Source organism: Streptomyces sp. NPDC052114, assembly GCF_040680155.1.
In the GTDB taxonomy this organism is placed as follows: domain Bacteria; phylum Actinomycetota; class Actinomycetes; order Streptomycetales; family Streptomycetaceae; genus Streptomyces.
The window spans coordinates 291,125-308,113 of the sequence record NZ_JBFAWC010000011.1 but is presented as its reverse complement, the minus strand read 5'-3'; the positions used below and the strand labels follow the sequence as shown (position 1 = coordinate 308,113).

At 71.0% G+C, this 16,989-nt stretch carries 15 protein-coding genes; 2 read left to right on the top strand and 13 right to left on the bottom strand.

Annotation, left to right across the window (positions count from 1 at the left end; translation table 11 throughout):
• Positions 1-107: 107 nt before the first annotated feature.
• The 11 genes from secG to AB0L89_RS25415 all read right to left on the bottom strand — a co-directional run bounded on the left by secG (position 108) and on the right by AB0L89_RS25415 (position 13,058).
• Entirely contained in the window at positions 108-338 is a 231-nt protein-coding gene (secG, locus tag AB0L89_RS25465; RefSeq protein WP_055702100.1) for a preprotein translocase subunit SecG, read from the bottom strand.
• Between the two features lie 133 nt (positions 339-471).
• The gene (tpiA, locus tag AB0L89_RS25460; RefSeq protein ID WP_365145040.1) at positions 472-1,248 is read right to left on the bottom strand and encodes a triose-phosphate isomerase; all 777 of its coding nucleotides are present in this window, start codon (positions 1,246-1,248) and stop codon (positions 472-474) included.
• Positions 1,249-1,254: 6 nt separating this feature from the next.
• On the bottom strand, positions 1,255-2,466 hold the full coding sequence (locus AB0L89_RS25455) for a phosphoglycerate kinase (RefSeq protein WP_365145037.1): 1,212 nt from the start codon (positions 2,464-2,466) through the stop codon (positions 1,255-1,257).
• Positions 2,467-2,567: 101 nt separating this feature from the next.
• Positions 2,568-3,575: a type I glyceraldehyde-3-phosphate dehydrogenase gene (gene gap / locus AB0L89_RS25450; RefSeq protein ID WP_365145034.1), complete on the bottom strand. Its 1,008-nt coding sequence runs from the start codon at positions 3,573-3,575 to the stop codon at positions 2,568-2,570.
• A 188-nt stretch (positions 3,576-3,763) separates the two neighbouring features.
• Positions 3,764-6,724: a M14 family zinc carboxypeptidase gene (locus AB0L89_RS25445; protein WP_365145031.1), complete on the bottom strand. Its 2,961-nt coding sequence runs from the start codon at positions 6,722-6,724 to the stop codon at positions 3,764-3,766.
• Positions 6,725-6,883: 159 nt separating this feature from the next.
• On the bottom strand, positions 6,884-7,885 hold the full coding sequence (gene whiA / locus AB0L89_RS25440) for a DNA-binding protein WhiA (protein ID WP_365145028.1): 1,002 nt from the start codon (positions 7,883-7,885) through the stop codon (positions 6,884-6,886).
• Positions 7,876-8,898 carry a uridine diphosphate-N-acetylglucosamine-binding protein YvcK gene (gene yvcK, locus AB0L89_RS25435; RefSeq protein ID WP_365145025.1) on the bottom strand — a complete coding sequence of 341 codons (1,023 nt, stop codon included), beginning with the start codon at positions 8,896-8,898 and terminating at the stop codon, positions 7,876-7,878. The genes whiA and yvcK overlap by 10 nt, the downstream gene beginning before the upstream one ends.
• Positions 8,898-9,833 (bottom strand): RNase adapter RapZ, encoded by a 936-nt coding sequence (rapZ, locus tag AB0L89_RS25430; protein WP_365145022.1) that lies wholly within the window; start codon positions 9,831-9,833, stop codon positions 8,898-8,900. The genes yvcK and rapZ overlap by 1 nt, the downstream gene beginning before the upstream one ends.
• Positions 9,830-11,854: an excinuclease ABC subunit UvrC gene (gene uvrC / locus AB0L89_RS25425; RefSeq protein ID WP_365145019.1), complete on the bottom strand. Its 2,025-nt coding sequence runs from the start codon at positions 11,852-11,854 to the stop codon at positions 9,830-9,832. Before uvrC ends, rapZ begins: the two co-directional genes overlap by 4 nt.
• A gap of 36 nt (positions 11,855-11,890) precedes the next feature.
• Positions 11,891-12,517 (bottom strand): L,D-transpeptidase, encoded by a 627-nt coding sequence (locus AB0L89_RS25420; protein ID WP_365145016.1) that lies wholly within the window; start codon positions 12,515-12,517, stop codon positions 11,891-11,893.
• Positions 12,507-13,058, bottom strand: a complete 552-nt coding sequence (locus AB0L89_RS25415) for a SigE family RNA polymerase sigma factor (protein ID WP_365145013.1) — start codon at positions 13,056-13,058, stop codon at positions 12,507-12,509. The genes AB0L89_RS25420 and AB0L89_RS25415 overlap by 11 nt, the downstream gene beginning before the upstream one ends.
• 143 nt (positions 13,059-13,201) lie before the next feature.
• Here AB0L89_RS25415 and AB0L89_RS25410 point away from each other — a divergent pair, with 143 nt between their 5' ends.
• Complete coding sequence (locus tag AB0L89_RS25410; RefSeq protein WP_365145010.1) at positions 13,202-14,137, top strand: L,D-transpeptidase; 936 nt, start codon at positions 13,202-13,204, stop codon at positions 14,135-14,137.
• 64 nt (positions 14,138-14,201) lie between these two features.
• Here the strand turns inward: AB0L89_RS25410 and AB0L89_RS25405 are convergent, their stop codons facing one another.
• On the bottom strand, positions 14,202-15,038 hold the full coding sequence (locus AB0L89_RS25405; protein ID WP_365145007.1) for a hypothetical protein: 837 nt from the start codon (positions 15,036-15,038) through the stop codon (positions 14,202-14,204).
• Positions 15,039-15,043: 5 nt separating this feature from the next.
• On the bottom strand, positions 15,044-15,724 hold the full coding sequence (locus tag AB0L89_RS25400) for a papain-like cysteine protease family protein (protein WP_365145004.1): 681 nt from the start codon (positions 15,722-15,724) through the stop codon (positions 15,044-15,046).
• A 315-nt stretch (positions 15,725-16,039) separates the two neighbouring features.
• On the opposite strand from AB0L89_RS25400, the gene AB0L89_RS25395 reads away from it, so the two are divergent.
• Complete coding sequence (locus AB0L89_RS25395) at positions 16,040-16,975, top strand: hypothetical protein (protein ID WP_365145215.1); 936 nt, start codon at positions 16,040-16,042, stop codon at positions 16,973-16,975.
• Positions 16,976-16,989: the final 14 nt, after the last annotated feature.

Genomic DNA, 16,989 nt, shown 5'->3' with positions numbered 1-16,989 from the left:
GCCCAACGCGCGTCCAGTGTTGGGAGTTACACCCCGACCCCCGGACGCAAGCCCCATGATAAGCCGCGCACGCGGGCGCGCACCGGACAAGCAGCCAGTGCCTGGCGCTAGTTGTTCGCCTTCATCAGCAGCCCCAGCGCGACAATGCACGCGAACCACAGCAGACCGACCACGACCGTGATGCGGTCGAGGTTGCGCTCCGCGACGGAGGAGCCACCGACGGACGACTGCATGCCGCCACCGAACATGTCGGAGAGACCGCCGCCCTTGCCCTTGTGCATCAGCACCAGCAGCATCATCAGCAGGCTGAAGACGATCAGGGCGATCGAGAACCCCATAACCACGGCTGGACCAACTTCCTCGGATCTGAATCGACGACGGGGGCCGGGGGCGACATCCGCGAGCTTCGACAGCCAGCATGCACCGCCTCCGACCCCCGCAAGGGTACGACGTATCGCCGCTACCGCATACTCACTGGTCGCGGAAGCGGACGATCTTGACGAACTCGTCCGCGTCCAGCGCCGCGCCGCCCACCAGGGCACCGTCGACGTCGGGCTGCGCCATGATGTCGGCGACGTTCTTCGCCTTCACGGAGCCGCCGTACTGGATGCGCACCTTGTCGGCGAGCTCCTGCGAGTACAGCTCGGCGAGGCGGCCGCGGATCGCCCCGCAGACCTCCTGCGCGTCCTCGGGGGTCGCGACCTCGCCGGTGCCGATCGCCCAGACGGGCTCGTACGCGATGACGATCGTCTCGGCCTGCTCGGCCGGGACGTCCTTGAGGCCGCCGTCGATCTGGTTCAGCGTGTACTGGACCTGCTGGCCCGCCTTGCGGATCTCCAGGCCCTCGCCGACGCAGAGGATCGGGGTCAGACCGTGCTTGAAGGCGGCCTTCACCTTGGCGTTGCAGATCTCGTCGGACTCGTTGTGGTACTGGCGGCGCTCGGAGTGGCCCACGGCGACGTAGGAGCACTTCAGCTTGGACAGCATCGGGCCCGAGATCTCACCGGTGTAGGCACCGGAGTCGTGCGCCGAGATGTCCTGGGCGCCGTACTTGATCTTGAGCTTGTCGCCGTCGACCAGGGTCTGCACGGAGCGCAGGTCGGTGAAGGGCGGCAGGACGGCGACCTCGCAGGCGTCGTAGTCCTTGTCGGCCAGGGCGAAGGCGAGCTTCTGGACGTGCGCGATGGCCTCGAGGTGGTTGAGGTTCATCTTCCAGTTGCCCGCCATCAGCGGCGTACGGGTGCTCATTAAGGGTCAGTCCTCCAGTGCGGCGAGGCCGGGGAGCGTCTTGCCCTCGAGGTATTCGAGGGAGGCGCCGCCGCCGGTCGAGATGTGGCCGAAAGCATTCTCGTCGAAGCCCAGCAGGCGCACGGCGGCGGCCGAGTCGCCACCGCCGACGACCGTGAAGGCCGGGCTGTCGAGGAGCGCCTGGGCGACGGCCTTGGTGCCCTCGGCGTAGTCGGGGTGCTCGAAGACGCCCATCGGGCCGTTCCAGAAGACGGTGGCCGCGTCGGCGAGCTTCGAGGCGTACAGCTTGCGGGTCTCGGGGCCGATGTCCAGGCCCTCCTGGTCGGCCGGGATGGCGTCCGCGGCGACGGTGGCGGGGTTGGCCGGGGCCTTCGTCTTCAGGTCCGGGAACTCGGTCGAGACCAGGACGTCGACGGGCAGGACGAACTCCACGCCCTTCTCCTCGGCGCGCTTGAGGTAGCCGAGCACCGCCGGGATCTGGTCCTCCTGCAGCAGGGAGATGCCGACCTCGTGGCCCTGGGCCTTGAGGAAGGTGTAGGCCATGCCGCCGCCGATGAGGATGCGGTCGGCCCGCTCCAGGAGGTGGTCGATCACTCCGAGCTTGTCGGAGACCTTGGCGCCACCGAGGACCACCGCGTACGGCCGCTTGACGTCGGCGGTGAGCTTCTTCAGGACGCCGACCTCGGTGGCGATGAGGTAGCCCGCGTAGTGCGGCAGGCGCGCCGGCAGGTCGAAGACCGAGGCGTGCTTGCGGTGCACGGCGCCGAAGCCGTCGCCCACGTAGACGTCGGCGAGGGCGGCGAGCCGGTCGGCGAACTCGCCGCGCTCGGTGTCGTCCTTGGCCGTCTCACCGGCGTTGAAGCGGAGGTTCTCGATGACCGCGACCTGGCCGGGCTGGAGGCCGTCCACCGCGTCGTGCGCGGCGGGGCCCACGGTGTCCTGCGCGAACGCGACCGGCGCGCCCAGGAGTTCACCGAGCCGCTCGGCGGCGGGCAGCAGCGAGAAGGCCGGGTCCGGGGCGCCCTTGGGGCGGCCCAGGTGCGAGGCCACGATCACCTTCGCGCCCGCCTCGGCCAGGGCCTTGACGGTCGGCAGGACGGCACGGATGCGGCCGTCGTCGGTGATCGCGCCGTCGGCGAGCGGCACGTTGAGATCGGCGCGGACGAAGACCCGCTTGCCGTCGACGCCTTCGGCGAGAAGCTCGTCGATCGTCTTCATGAACTGAACTCCTTGGGTGGACTGACGCACAACAGGGCCCGGAGCGCGCGACGTTGCGCGGTCCGGACCCTGTGCTCACATCTGGGTGTCTGCTCTGGTGACTAGAGCTGACCGCCGACGAAGACGGTGAGGTCGACGAGACGGTTGGAGTAGCCCCACTCGTTGTCGTACCAGCCGAGGATCTTCACCGTCTTGCCCTCCTGGACCATGGTCAGGGAGGAGTCGAAGGTGCAGGACGCCGGGTCGCTGACGATGTCCGAGGACACGATCTCGTCCTCGGTGTAGTACAGGATGCCCTTGAGCTCGCCGTCCGCGGCCTTCTTGAACGCGGCGTTGACCTCGTCCTTGGTGACCTCGCGCTCCAGCTCGACGACCAGGTCGGTGGCGGAGCCGGTCGGGACCGGGACGCGCATCGCGATGCCGTCGAGCTTGCCCTTGAGCTGCGGGAGGACCAGGGCGGTGGCCTTGGCGGCACCCGTCGTGGTCGGGATGATGTTCTCCGCGGCGGCGCGGGCGCGGCGCAGGTCCTTGTGCGGGAAGTCCAGGATGCGCTGGTCGTTGGTGTACGCGTGGACCGTCGTCATCAGGCCCTTGACCAGGCCGAAGTTCTCGTCGAGAACCTTCGCCATCGGCGCCACGCAGTTGGTGGTGCAGGAGGCGTTGGAGATGACGTGGTGGTTGGCCGCGTCGTACTTGTCCTGGTTGACGCCCATCACGATGGTGATGTCCTCGTCCTTGGCCGGAGCCGAGATGAGGACCTTCTTGGCACCGCCGGCGATGTGCTTCTCGGCGTCGGCCTTCTTGGTGAAGATGCCGGTGGACTCGATCACGATGTCGACGCCCAGCTGGCCCCACGGGATGTCGGCGGGGTTGCGCTCGGACAGCACCTTGATGGTGTGGCCGTCGACGGTGATGGTGTCCTCGGTGTGCGACACCTCGGCCTTGAGGCGGCCCAGGATGGTGTCGTACTTGAGCAGGTGAGCCGTGGTGGCGGTGTCACCCAGGTCGTTGACAGCCACGATCTCGATGTCCGCACCCTGGTCAAGGAGGGCGCGGAAGTAGTTGCGACCGATGCGGCCAAAGCCGTTGATGCCTACGCGGATCGTCACGAACCGATCTCCTCGTTGGTACGCCGGTTTTAGACGCCGGCGAGTTGTATGGGATGTCCCCGACCGCCTCCGACCCTACCTCTCTGAGGGCCCTGAGGTGACATCGAGAGCGCCCGTATGCGGCACTGTGGCCCGTACCCCTCAGTAGGAATACGGGCCACCGGGACCTTGGTCCCGATTACGCAGCGTCAGCCGCGCAGATGTGCCAGGGAGGCGCCCATAAGAGCGGCCCTCTCGGCGTTTCCGGGCACATGCTCGAACCCGAAGCCGAGCAGCACGCTGTCACGCGCTGTGACGGCCGCGTAGGAACGGTAGAGCTCCCCGGTGCGCGCCCAGTCACCTGTGATATTGGGGCTGCCGGCCGGGGGCGGAGCGACGCTCCAGGAGCCGAGCGAGGTCTCGAATCCCTCGGTCTCCTTGACATCGCCGCCGACGACCAGTTGCGCGTTGTCGGCGAAGAGGCCGCGCCCCCCGGTGGAGGGGTCGGTGATGGCGCTCAGGGAGACCTCGACCTTCTTGCCCGCGTACGGGCTCAGGTCGAAGGCGACCGGCTTCCAGCCGCCGGAGGACCCGGTGAAGCTGTTCCACGCGCCGGTGGTGCCACTGGCCGTGCAGCCGTTCGCGCCGAGCGTCAGGTAGTGCTTGAGGAAGGGGTGGCCGTTGAGGAAGAACCCGGCCCCGCACTCGGCGGGCACGGCGCTCGACGAGTTGCCGTTCTTGTCGGGCAGCGTGGTCCAGTCGTCGGCGCCCGCGGTGTGGGCCTCCAGGATCCCGTGGTCGTAGCCGTTCTCCAGGCTCCAGTTGAGCTGGAACCGCAGCTCCGGCTGGTCGGCGGCGGTGACATTGGTGAGGTCGATGGTGCGGGTGAGCCGCTTCCAGTCCTGGTCGGCGTGGGTGGCCGACGCCATGCCCTGGCCTTCGAAGGGCGCGTACGGGTTGCTGAGACCCGGGTAGGAGCCCGCGGCCTCGCTCTTGAACTGCGGGAACTGCTGGGGCGGCAGGTTGTCCGAGGTGACGGTGAACCGGCCCGCCTTGTCCAGCGGGTTGGTGTCGGCGGCGGCGAGCGGGGTCTTCACCCCGGCGAGGGCACCGCTGCCCTCGAAGCTCTTGACGCCGGGCGCGGAGAGCCGCTCGTAGGCGCCGAGGTAGTACTGCGCGAAGTCGTCGGTGAGCGCCTCGCCGAGGTCGACGTTGCCGCCGGTGCGCTCGCCGGACTCGACGAGCTTGCCGCCCTCGTTGAGGTAGTCGCGCAGGGCGAGCTGGGTGGCCGCCCCGGGGACGGGGTCACCGGTGTAGTGGACGACCGCCGAGAAGTGCGACAGGACGCCGAGCGGGTGCGGGACGCCCTGCTTGGCGACGTCCCAGACGGCGGCCGAGCGGCCGTTGGCCTTCAGGGCGTCGACGTACTTCTGGGCCTGCGTGGCCGGTGCGCCCTCCTCGGCGACGACGAGCGTGCTCGCCTTGGGGCGTTCGGCGACGGTGTACGTGAAGTGCTCGCTCTCGGTGCGGCCCTTCTTCGTGCGGCCGGTGAACCACACCTCGACCTTGTCGCCCACGCGCGCGCCCTCGACCTTCGCGCGGTACTGGTCGAAGTGGAGGTTGTCCTCGCCGCCGTAGGTCTCGCCGCCCTTCCAGGCCCTGACGTCCTCGTCGTGCGTACGGCCACCGTTGATCCGGTAGTTGAGCTCCTTGTCGCGCACCGACTTGCGGGCGGTGACGGCGACCTCCTGGTCGGCGCCGCGCGCGTAGGAGGTGGTGAAGGAGCCGGGCGTGAAGTCCGGGGCCTCGATGCCGGTGACGGAGACCGGCTGGTCGGGGTGGAGCGCGGTCTCGGCGACGGCGAGCGCGAAGGGGACGTTCTTCGCGAACTCCTGCTGGATCAGCTTCTCGTCGTCCGGGAAGGTGAAGATGGACGCGCAGTCCTCGGGCTTCCAGGCGTCATTGGGGTCCACGTTCGACGCGGTCTGGCAGGTGGACATCTCCGGGGTGAACATGGAGAAGCCGTTGACGTTCCCCGCGTGGCCGTCGGCCTCGCCGTTGGTGGTGTAGAGCTCGGAGGAGACCTGCGGGTGGTAGCCGGGGATCGCGGGCTTCTCGGGCGTGCCGGCCAGCGCCTTGTAGAGGACGTCGTCCGGGGTGGGCGTGGCGACCTGCCAGCCCACTCCGTAGAGGATCAGTTCGGCGGCCGAGTGGTAGTTGATCCCGTACGTGAAGCCGATGCGCTTCTGGAAGCGGTCGAGCGCCTTGGTCTCGGGCTCGGACATCGGTCCGGTGCCGCGGTAGGTCTCGTTCGAGGCGTCCGGCGACGAACCCTCGTTGTCGTAGCCCCACTTGTAGGCGAAGTTGCGGTTGAGGTCGACGCCGTCGCCCGGCGCGATCTTCCCGTCGCCGTCGACGTCGCGGAGGTTCTTGCGCCACTGGCGGTTGGCCTCGGCGGCGTGCGTGAAGTCGTAGCCGTCGGGGTTGGCGGAGAGCACGAACCACAGCTCGGTGGAGTTCACGAGCTTGGTGATGCGCTGGTCCTTGCCGTAGTTGTCCAGGTAGTGGTGCATCAGGCGGCGGGTCATCTCGGGAGTGATCCACTCGCGCGCGTGCTGGTTGGACATGTACAGGGTGGACGGCTTCGAGCCGTCCTTGGACTTCTTGGCGCCCTTGGTGAGCTTCAGGGCGAGAATGTCCTTGCCCTGGAGGGTCTTGCCGATGGAGACGACCTTGGTGAGGTCGGGGTGGGCCTGACCGGTCTTGACGATCTCCTCCTGGAGCCCGCCCTTTCCGCTGTACGGCCGGAAGACCCCGTCCCCCGCGGCCTTGAGCCGCTTCTCCGCGGCCTTGGAGACCTTGTGCTCGCTGAGCTCGACGCCCTGCCGTTCGATCGCCTTGGCCTGCCCCTCGGTCAGATACAGCTCGACGCGGCCGGTGCCGCGTTCGGGCGTCTGCCCGGCCAGTTCGTGGGCGTCCTGACCCGCCTTGACGAGGATCGGTATCTGCTTCTTGGTGACCTCGGCCTGATAGACCTTCACGGCCGCGGGGTCGTCGTCGGCCGGGGCCTTCGCGGCCCCGCTGGCCTGGGCGTTCGGCGCGGCGGCGAGGCCGCCGATGAGCAGTGCGCCCGCGGCGAGGACCGACCTCGCGCTCGCTCTTCGTCTCATGAGCCCCCCTTGCAGTTGTCCGGCACGTTTGTGCGCGAACGCCAGGCTCGTGACACTTCATGATCATGTCAATATGTCGTGAAGAGTGACATTAAGGAGGACGCAAAGAAGCCGCCGGTGCCTCGGGGGCACCGGCGGCTCGGGAAGCCCGCGGGTCGGTCAGACCGCCATGTTGTCGGCGAGGCTGTCGGCGAGATCGTCGCCCAGATTGGACTCCGTACCCGGAATGCCGAGGTCCTGGGCGCGCTTGTCGGCCATCGCCAGGAGACGGCGGATGCGACCGGCGACGGCGTCCTTGGTCAGCGGCGGGTCGGCGAGCGCGCCCAGCTCCTCCAGGGAGGCCTGCTTGTGCTCCATGCGCAGCCGGCCGGCGGCCGCGAGGTGCTCGGGCACCTCCTCGCCGAGGATCTCCAGGGCGCGCTGCACCCGGGCGCCCGCGGCGACGGCCGCGCGGGCCGAGCGGCGCAGGTTCGCGTCGTCGAAGTTGGCCAGGCGGTTGGCGGTGGCGCGCACCTCGCGCCGCATCCGCCGCTCCTCCCAGGCGAGCACCGACTCGTGCGCGCCGAGCCGGGTGAGCAGGGCGCCGATCGCGTCCCCGTCCCGCACGACCACGCGGTCCACGCCGCGTACCTCGCGCGCCTTGCCCGCGATCTGCAGCCTGCGGGCCGCGCCGACCAGCGCGAGCGCCGCCTCCGGGCCCGGGCAGGTCACCTCCAGGGAGGAGGAGCGGCCGGGCTCGGTGAGCGAGCCGTGCGCGAGGAACGCCCCGCGCCAGGCCGCCTCCGCGTCACAGGTGGCCCCCGAGACCACCTGCGGCGGCAGACCCCGGATGGGACGCCCGCGGCCGTCCACGAGACCCGTCTGACGGGCCAGCTGATCGCCGCCCGCAACCACCCGTACGACGTAGCGCGAGCCGCGCCGCAGGCCGCCGGGGGCCATCACGATCAGCTCCGAGCTGTGCCCGAAGATCTCCAGGATGTCGCGCTTGAGCCGCCGGGCGGCCATCGCGGTGTCCAGCTCCGCCTCGATCACGATGCGGCCGCTCACCAGGTGAAGGCCGCCCGCGAACCGCAGGATCGCCGAGACCTCTGCCTTCCTGCAGCAGGTCCGGGTGACGGGGAGCCGGGAGATCTCGTCCTTCACCGCTGCCGTCATCGCCATGGGCCGATCCTTCCATGCATCCGAAAAATACGGTCGTACGCGGCTGCCAGGAGCTCCGGATCGTGCCTCGGAGTTCCGTCGGGCCGGGCCACCGGCGCCAGCTCGACCGTGGCGCCGAGCCGCTTGGCGGCATCGGTCAGTGACTCACGGTCGGGCACGGCGGCCTCGTCGGCCAGCACCACGTCCAGGGCGAGTTTAGGGGCGTGTCGGGCCAAAACCTCCAAATGACGCTGCGGAGAGAAGCCTTCGGTTTCTCCCGGTTGCGGCGCGAGGTTGAGCGAGAGGACCTTGCGGGCCTTCGTCACGGTCAGCGCGTCGAGCAGTTCGGGGACCAGCAGGTGCGGGATCACCGAGGAGAACCAGGAGCCCGGACCGAGCACCACCCAGTCCGCGTCCAGGACCGCGGCCACCGTCTCGGGGACGGCCGGCGGGTCGTGCGGCACGACGTGCACGGACTGGACCTCGCCCGGGGTCAGGGCCACCGTGGCCTGCCCGCGGACCGTGTCCACGTCGTCCGGGCGCGCCGGGTCGTGGCCCTTGACCAGGGCCTGGAGCTCCAGCGGCACGGCCGACATGGGCAGCACGCGGCCCTGCGCGCCGAGCAGCCGGCCGACCAGGTCCAGGGCCTGGACGTGGTCGCCGAGCTGCTCCCACAGGGCGACGATCAGCAGATTGCCGACCGCGTGCTCGTGCAGGTCGCCCTTGGACTGGAAGCGGTGCTGGATGACGCGGGCCCAGGTCTGGCCCCAGTCGTCGTCGCCGCAGAGCGCGGCGAGCGCCTTGCGCAGGTCGCCGGGCGGCAGCACGCCCAGCTCGTCGCGGAGCCGCCCGCTGGAGCCGCCGTCGTCGGCGACCGTGACGACGGCGGTGAGGTCTCCGGCTCCGGTGATGCGGCGCAGCGCGGCGAGCGAGGCGGACAGGCCCATGCCCCCGCCGAGCGCGACCACCTTCGGCTGGGTGCCCCGCTTGCGGCCCAGCCGGGTCAGGCGGACGGTCCGGCGGTTGGGCTTCATTATTCGCGCCCCATGTCCCGGTGGACGATGACGGTCTCCACGCCCTCGGACGCCAGGCGCGCCGCGAGCTTCTCCGACATGGCCACGGAGCGGTGCTTGCCGCCCGTACAGCCGACCGCGATCGTCACATAGCGCTTGCCCTCGCGGCGGTAGCCCGCGGCGATGAGCTGGAGCAGTTCGGCGTACCGGTCGAGGAACTCCTTGGCGCCCGGCTGGTTGAAGACGTACGCCGCGACCTCCTCGTTCTGGCCGGTGTACTGGCGCAGCTCGGGGACCCAGTGGGGGTTCGGCAGGAAGCGCATGTCCACGACCAGGTCGGCGTCGACCGGCAGGCCGTACTTGAAGCCGAAGGACATGACCGTGGCCCGCAGCTCGGGCTCCTCCTCGCCCGCGAACTGGGCGTCCATCTTGGCGCGCAGCTCGTGCACGTTCAGGCTGGAGGTGTCGATGACCAGGTCGGCGTCGCCGCGCAGCTCGCGCAGCAGGTCGCGCTCGGCCTCGATGCCGTCGACGATGCGGCCGTCGCCCTGCAGCGGGTGCGGGCGGCGGACCGACTCGAAGCGGCGGACCAGGGCCTCGTCCGAGGACTCCAGGAAGACGATGCGCCGCGTGACGTTCTTCGACTCCAGCTCGGCGAGCGAGTCGCGGAGGTTGTCGAAGAAGCGCCTGCCGCGTACGTCGACGACGACCGCGATGCGGGCGACGTTGCCCTGCGAGCGGGCGCCGAGCTCCACCATCGTGGGGATCAGCGCGGGCGGCAGGTTGTCGACGACGAACCAGCCGAGGTCCTCCAGGCACTTGGCCGCGGTGCTGCGCCCGGCGCCCGACATCCCGGAGATGATCACCAGCTCGGGGATCGCGGCGTCGGGGACTCCTGGCGTCTCGATGGACGTGCCGGCACTCACTTGCTCTCCACCTTCGTCGTGCTCGCTCATGTCTCCTGCCCCCGTCGTTCCTCCGAGGTGCCCGCGGTCACGGGCTCCTCCTCTTCCATGATCTCTCCGGTCGCCGTGTTCACGGCGGGTGCGGCCGGTGCCGCCCGGGCGAAGGCCGCCACGACGGCCTCGGCCGTCTTGCGGCCCACACCCGGAACCTCGCAGATCTGGTCGATTGTCGCGGATCGGAGCTTCTTCACCGAACCGAAGTGCTTGATCAGCGTCTGTTTGCGCGCGTCGCCCAGGCCCGGCACCTCGTCCAGGGGCCCCGCGCGGAAGCGCTTGGCCCGCTTGGCGCGCTGGTAGGTGATGGCGAAGCGGTGCGCCTCGTCACGGACGCGCTGGAGGAGGTAGAGCCCCTCACTGGTGCGTGGCAGGATCACCGGGTCGTCCTCGCCGGGGACCCAGACCTCCTCCAGGCGCTTGGCCAGGCCGCACACCGCGATGTCGTCGATGCCGAGCTCGTCCAGGGCCCGCTGGGCGGCCGCGACCTGCGGCTGGCCGCCGTCGACCACGACGAGCTGGGGCGGGTAGGCGAAGCGCTTGGGGCGGCCGTCCTCCTCGGTCGGGCCGGTGTCGGCGATCTCACCGGTCTCCTCGTCGATCCAGTCCCCCGTCTTCTCCTTCTCGGCGAGGTAGCGCTTGAAGCGGCGCGTGATCACCTCGTGCATGGAGCGGACGTCGTCCTGGCCCTCGAAGCCCTTGATCTGGAAGCGGCGGTACTCGCTCTTCCTGGCGAGGCCGTCCTCGAAGACCACCATCGACGCGACGACGTCGTCGCCCTGGAGGTGCGAGATGTCGTAGCACTCGATGCGCAGCGGGGCGCTGTCGAGGTCCAGGGCCGCGGCGATCTCCTCCAGGGCGCGCGAGCGCGTGGTGAGGTCGGAGGCGCGCTTGGTCTTGTGCAGGACGAGGGACTGCTGGGCGTTGCGCGCGACGGTCTCCATGAGGGCCTTCTTGTCGCCGCGCTGCGGGATGCGCAGCGAGACGTTCGCACCGCGGCGCTCGGTCAGCCACTCCTGGACCGGCTCTATGGGGTCGGGCAGTGCGGGGACGAGCACCTCCTTGGGCACGGCGTCGCCCTTCTCCTCTCCGTACAGCTGCTGGAGCGCGTGCTCGACGAGGTCGCCGCTGGTGACCGCCTCGACCTTGTCGGTGACCCAGCCGCGCTGGCCGCGCACGCGCCCGCCCCGGACGTGGAAGATCTGGACGGCGGCCTCCAGCTCGTCCTCGGCCAGCGCGATCAGGTCGGCGTCGGTGGCGTCGGCGAGGACGACGGCGCTCTTCTCCATCGCCTTCTTCAGGGCGTCGATGTCGTCGCGCAGGCGCGCCGCCCGCTCGTACTCCATCTCCTCGGCGGCGTCCGTCATCTGCCGCTCCAGGCGGCGGATGTACGTCCCCGTGCGGCCGGCCATGAAGTCGCAGAAGTCCTCGGCCAGTTCGCGGTGCTCCTCGGGGGTGACGCGTCCCACGCAGGGCGCCGAGCACTTGCCGATGTAGCCGAGCAGGCAGGGGCGCTCGGTGCGGGCGGCGTTCTTGAACACGCCCGCGGAGCAGGTGCGCACGGGGAAGGCGCGCAGGAGGAGGTCGACGGTGTCGCGGATGGCCCACGCGTGGCCGTAGGGCCCGAAGTAGCGCACGCCCTTCTTCTTCTGGCCGCGCATCACCTGCACGCGCGGGAACTCCTCGTTCATCGTCACCGCGAGGTACGGATAGCTCTTGTCGTCGCGGTACTTGACGTTGAACCGGGGGTCGAACTCCTTGATCCAGGAGTACTCCAGCTGGAGCGCCTCGACCTCGGTGGTGACCACCGTCCACTCCACGGAGGCGGCCGTCGTCACCATGGAGCGCGTGCGCGGGTGGAGACCCGCCAGGTCCTGGAAGTAGTTGGCCAGGCGCTGGCGCAGGCTCTTGGCCTTCCCGACGTAGATCACCCGGCGGTGCTCGTCGCGGAATTTGTAGACCCCCGGGGCGTCGGGGATCTGTCCCGGCTTGGGGCGGTAGCTGGAAGGGTCGGCCATGTCGGACAGCCTACTGGCGGGGGCTGACAGCGCGGCTCAGCGTGCGGGCGCACCGGACTCGACGGCGATGACGTCGCCCGGTTCCAGCCGGTCGTGGAGCCACTTCGCGTCGTCGGTGCGCAGGCCGAGCCAGCCGCGCGTGATGTCCCGGGTGCCGGGCGCCTTCTCGTCGTAGGTCAGGGCGACGGCGTAGGTGGTCCGGCCGTCGGAGGTGCGCAGCTCGACGACCCAGGGCAGTTTCAGGTCGTACTCGCCGCCGAGGCCGAAGTCCCCGGCGGGCATGCGCTGTTCGCGGTGGGTGGCGACGACCGTCAGCGGGCCGGTGGGGGTGGGGTGCCGGGAGCTGCCCGCCGAGACGGGCAGCTCGCGGCCCGCCACGGTCATCAGGCGCCGGGACAGGTCGACGGTGGCGGCGGGCTTCGGGGTGCCGTCCGTGGCGACGGGGGCCGGGTGTTCGCGCGGGCGGTCGTCGGGGCCGGACAGCAGGCCCGCGGTGACGGTGACGGCGACGGCCGCGGTGGCCAGGGCCGCTCCCGCGTACGCGGTACGGCGCCGGCGGCGGCGCACGACGGCGCGGCGCCGGATCTCCGCCCCGGCGACGGGCGCGGGTGTCTCGTGGCCGGCCGCCAGGTCCCGGAGCGCGGAGGTCAGGTCATCGGACACGGCCACCCTCCTTCGCGCTGGGCTCGTCGTCGCCGTCACGGTCGCCGTCGGCTCCGCCGTCGTCGTCCCGCTCGGCGGACAGCCGCGCGGCGAGCGCCGCCCGGCCGCGCGAGAGGCGGGCCTTGACCGTGCCCACGGGCGAGCCGGTCTCGGAGGCTACCTGCTCCACGCTCAGGTCGCACAGATGGTGCAGGACGACGGCCGTGCGCTGGGCCTCCGGCAGGGTGCGCAGCGCCTGGACCAGGGCCGTGTGCTCGGGTCCCGGGCCGGGGACGCGGTCGGCGGGCGGGTTCCTGCGCACGAGGTCGAGCCAGCGCCTGGCCCGCCGCCAGCGGCTCACGGCCAGGCGCATGGCCACGGTGCGGATCCAGGCCTCGGGCGCCTCGTCGGCGAGGAAGTCCTGACGGCGGTCCCAGGCCCGTACGAACGCCTCCTGGACTACGTCCTGCGCCTCGCCGTGGTCGCCGGTCAGGGCGTACAACTGGCCGACCAGGCGCGGGAAGGCGGCGGCGTAGAACGCGTCGAACTCGTCCTCCGTCATGCCCCCGCGCCCCCGTCCGGCCACGCCGGATCACGTCATCTGAAATTCCTGCGACTGGTGTGCAACCTGCCGCCCTCCCGGTGCGTACAGGTCCCGTACATCGAAACACAGCCCAGGGGGAACCGATGACCACAGGAAGCACGATGAGGCGCAACGCGCGCGTGTGGGGGGCGGCGGCGCTCTGCTCGCTGGTGCTCGCGGGGTGCTCCGCGCAGGACGGCGCGCGGGACGCGGGGCCGGCGGACGACCCGAAGCAGGGCTCGACGGCGGCGGACCGCGCGTCGGCCGGGAAGCCGAAGCGGAAGCCGAAGCCCGTCGCGGACCCGGCCGCGCTCAAGGGCGCGCGGCTGAACGTGGCGGAGGGGCAGACCGTCGGCGTCGGCATGCCGATATCGCTCACGTTCGACCGTCCGGTGCCGGTGGCGGAGCGGGCCGCGGTGGAGCGGCGGCTCGCGGTGGAGGCGAACCCCGGGGTGACCGGTTCGTGGAGCTGGGTCAAGGACCGCAATCTGCACGAGGGGCAGCGCGTCGACTACCGCCCGCGCGACCAGTGGAAGCCCGGCACGAGGGTCACCGTCGAGGTGGGCGCGCAGACCACCAGGTCGTTCACGGTGGGCCGTTCGTTCGTCGCCACCGTGGACGTGCGCAGCCACACCATGACCGTGGTGAAGGACGGGAGGACGAGCCGGGTGAAGGTGACCGCCGGCGCGCCGGGCATGGACACCTGGAACGGCACCATGGTCGTCCTGGACAAGCAGTCCCGGGTGCTCATGGACTCCCGGACGGTCGGCTACGGGGAGTCGTACAAGGACTACTACAACTACGCGGTCCACCTGACGGCTTCGGGGACGTACCTCCACGAGAACCCGAACGCGAACGCGGCGGCCGGGGAGCGGAACGTCACGCACGGCTGCATAGGCCTGTCCACGGACGGGACGGCACGGCGCTTCTACGAGGACGTGATCCCCGGGGACGTCGTGCGGGTCGTCGGCTCCAAGGACACCGTGGCGGCGGGCAACGGCTACGGCGCCTGGAACGTCGGCTGGAAGCAGTGGCGGGAGGGCAGCGCGCTGAGCTGACGCGCGGGCGCGCCCCGGGGTGCGGGAGCGGCGGCCGGCGTCCCGGCCGCCGCTCCCCCGGACGTCAGCCCCGGCGTCGCGCGGCACGGCGCCGCACGAGTGCCGTCCCCGAGATGCCGAGGGTGAGCAGCGCGCCCGCCCCGGCTATCGACGACGCCACGGTGACGGGGCCCTGTGCGGGCTCCTGCGCAGACGCCCGCGCCGGTTCCTTCGCGGGCTTCGCGGTGTCGTAGCCGCCCGCCTTGCCCGACTTCTCGTACGCCGAGCCGGGCAGCTTGTCGCCGTACGCCTTCTGGACGCGCTTGCGGTAGGCGGCGACCGAGGTCCCCTCGGCGCCCACGGCACGCACCGCGTCCTTGTCGAGCGGCAGCACGCGCGCGTGCTTCTCGTCCTGGACGTACCAGGCGTTGATCTGCGGCTCGTGGAAGACGGTGCCTCCGGGGACCTTCTCCGCGCCCACGCGCGCGTAGTGGGTCTCGTCGTCCCCGGTGGCGATGTTCACGACCTGCCAGGAGCGGCCCTGTTCGACCGTCCAGAGCGAGGCCTCCTGGCCGTCGGAGGAGACCGCCTTGCTGGCGAGGAACTGGAGCCGGGCGATCGGCGCGCCCTTCTGCCCGGCGACGAACTCCGGGGAGAGGTAGTACACGGGCACGGCCCTGCCCTCGATCCGCGGGTCGGCCGCGGCCTTGGTGACGGCTCCCTCGCGGGCGAAGAAGCGGGAGAGCGTGTCGAGGGTCTTCGGCGCCTGTGCCGCCTCGTGGGCGGCGGCGCGGGAGGCCGGGGAGGGCGCCGCGGGGCCGGAGTCGGCGGAGGCCGCCGGGGCGGCGAGGCCGAGCAGCAGGGTGGCCGCCGATCCGGCGAGCGCGGCCTTGACCAGGTGGCGGGGCTGGTGACGGGTCATCGCTCTCACGCCCCGATCCGGTAGAGCGAGTGGGTCCAGGAGAAGGTGTTGTTGTCGACGTACCAGGCGTGCGAGGCCCAGTTGTAGCGGTCGCTGGAGGGCCACGGGTCGCCCCAGTAGACCCAGCTGTTGGCGTCGTCGTAGCCGTAGATGACGTGCATGTGACCGCCGCCGTTGGACCACTGGATGCGGGTCTCGACCGGGCGGCCCGCGTTGATCTCCGCCTGCACGGTCGGATAGCGCAGCCAGCCGGTCACGTACGAACCGGGGTTGATGCCCGCCCAGCTCAGACCGTTCTGCACATTGCCGAGCGTGGCCTGGTTGTTGGGGCACTCCGTGTTCTGGCTGCGGCCGAAGGCGGCGTTGCAGAACTGGTTCTGGCTGTAGTTGCGGCCCATGAACGTGGCGATGGTGTTGCCGGCCGCGGCCCAGCACCAGTTGGTCTTCTGCTGCGCCTGCATGGTGATGTTCAGGCGCTTGGCGGCCAGGACGGACGGGTCGGCGGCGCCGGTGCCGCGCGCCGCGTGGGCCGCGGGCGCGGCCGACGTGACGGGGGCGGGGGCGGGGTCGGCCGGGGCCGCCGTGGCGGTGGCCGTCGGCGCGGCGAAGAGGGCCGCAACGGCGACGGCGAGCGCGGAGAGGTGTCTCCGTCTGCCTGTGCCGCTCCTCTTGTGTGGTGGGCGCATCGCGTTCCTCCCAAGCGGGGATGTGGGGTGTGGAGGATCGCGTCCGGACGCTGCGATTGAGCATCAAGTGTTGTCGGGTGCAGGTCAACAAGCTTGAATACGGCATTACTTGGGCCGTGAACGGCGGCGTTCGGATGTGAACACGGGCCGCGCGCCGACCTGGCACACCGCTCCCACCGGCACGAACGCCGGGGCCACAGAAGTGAACGTTCACAGAAGGAGTCCGCATTGCGGTACGGCACACGACTCGCGGACGAGCACGGCACACGGCCCGCGGACGGGCACGGCACACGGCCCACCGACGGCCACGGCACGGTGGCCGACGAGAGCGGACCCGAGGCGGATCTGGCGGCCGCGCTGCGCACCGGACCGTTCCACATCGCGCTGCGCACCGCGATCGCCGCACGACGGCTGCCCCTGCACCGCATCCGCCACCACCTGGCCCACCACGGCGTCAACGTCGGCGTGACGAGCCTGAGCTACTGGCAGCAGGGCGCCCGCCGCCCCCAGCGCGCCGAGTCCCTGCGCGCCGTGCGCGCCCTGGAGGAGATACTCCGCCTCCCCGAGGAGTCACTGATCCGCCTCCTCGTCCAGCCGTCCGAGCGCGGCGACCGGGACCGGCCCGCCGCCCGCTCGTACCGCTCGCTGGTGGAGGCCGCCGACGTGCTGCGCGGGCTCCTCACCGAACTCGGCTCGCCGGTCGACGGCGGGCTGCACACCATCGGCCACCACGAACGGGTGCGGATCGGGGCGCTGCGCGAGCTGGTGGGCCGCGAGTCCCAGCACATCGTGCGCGCCCACCGCGACGGCGTGGACCGCTATGTGGCCATCCACTACGGCGATCCGGGCTGCGCCCCCGACCGCGTCCGCGTGCGCGCCGTGGAGAACTGCCGCACGGGCCGCGTGCGGTGGCACCAGGGGACGGGGGTGATGGTCGCCGAGCTGCTCTTCGACACCCGGCTGCGCGCGGGCGACACGCATCTGTTCGGCTACGGCTTCGAGGACGGTACGGCGGGCGCGGCCACCGAGTACGTGCGCGGCTTCACCTACGCGGGCGGCCAGTACGCCCTGCAGATCCGCTTCGACGACCGGGCCCTGCCCGTGCGCTGCCACCGCTTCGTCCAGCACTCGGCGGCGGCGCCGCGCGGCGGCCGGCAGGAACTGACGCTGAGCGGCAGCCATCGCTCGGTGCACGTGGTCGAACCGCAGGTGCGGGCCGGGATCCTGGGCATCGCCTGGGACTGGGAGTGAGCCGGGCCCGTGGG

What these genes read in the sequence shown, in the direction of transcription:
- secG (WP_055702100.1), bottom strand. Translation starts at nt 338, where the DNA reads ATGGGGTTCTCGATCGCCCTGATCGTCTTCAGCCTGCTGATGATGCTG.
- tpiA (WP_365145040.1), bottom strand. Translation starts at nt 1,248, where the DNA reads ATGAGCACCCGTACGCCGCTGATGGCGGGCAACTGGAAGATGAACCTC.
- AB0L89_RS25455 (WP_365145037.1), bottom strand. Translation starts at nt 2,466, where the DNA reads ATGAAGACGATCGACGAGCTTCTCGCCGAAGGCGTCGACGGCAAGCGG.
- AB0L89_RS25445 (WP_365145031.1), bottom strand. Translation starts at nt 6,724, where the DNA reads ATGAGACGAAGAGCGAGCGCGAGGTCGGTCCTCGCCGCGGGCGCACTG.
- whiA (WP_365145028.1), bottom strand. Translation starts at nt 7,885, where the DNA reads ATGGCGATGACGGCAGCGGTGAAGGACGAGATCTCCCGGCTCCCCGTC.
- yvcK (WP_365145025.1), bottom strand. Translation starts at nt 8,898, where the DNA reads ATGAAGCCCAACCGCCGGACCGTCCGCCTGACCCGGCTGGGCCGCAAG.
- rapZ (WP_365145022.1), bottom strand. Translation starts at nt 9,833, where the DNA reads ATGAGCGAGCACGACGAAGGTGGAGAGCAAGTGAGTGCCGGCACGTCC.
- uvrC (WP_365145019.1), bottom strand. Translation starts at nt 11,854, where the DNA reads ATGGCCGACCCTTCCAGCTACCGCCCCAAGCCGGGACAGATCCCCGAC.
- AB0L89_RS25415 (WP_365145013.1), bottom strand. Translation starts at nt 13,058, where the DNA reads ATGACGGAGGACGAGTTCGACGCGTTCTACGCCGCCGCCTTCCCGCGC.
- AB0L89_RS25410 (WP_365145010.1), top strand. Translation starts at nt 13,202, where the DNA reads ATGAGGCGCAACGCGCGCGTGTGGGGGGCGGCGGCGCTCTGCTCGCTG.
- AB0L89_RS25405 (WP_365145007.1), bottom strand. Translation starts at nt 15,038, where the DNA reads ATGACCCGTCACCAGCCCCGCCACCTGGTCAAGGCCGCGCTCGCCGGA.
- AB0L89_RS25400 (WP_365145004.1), bottom strand. Translation starts at nt 15,724, where the DNA reads ATGCGCCCACCACACAAGAGGAGCGGCACAGGCAGACGGAGACACCTC.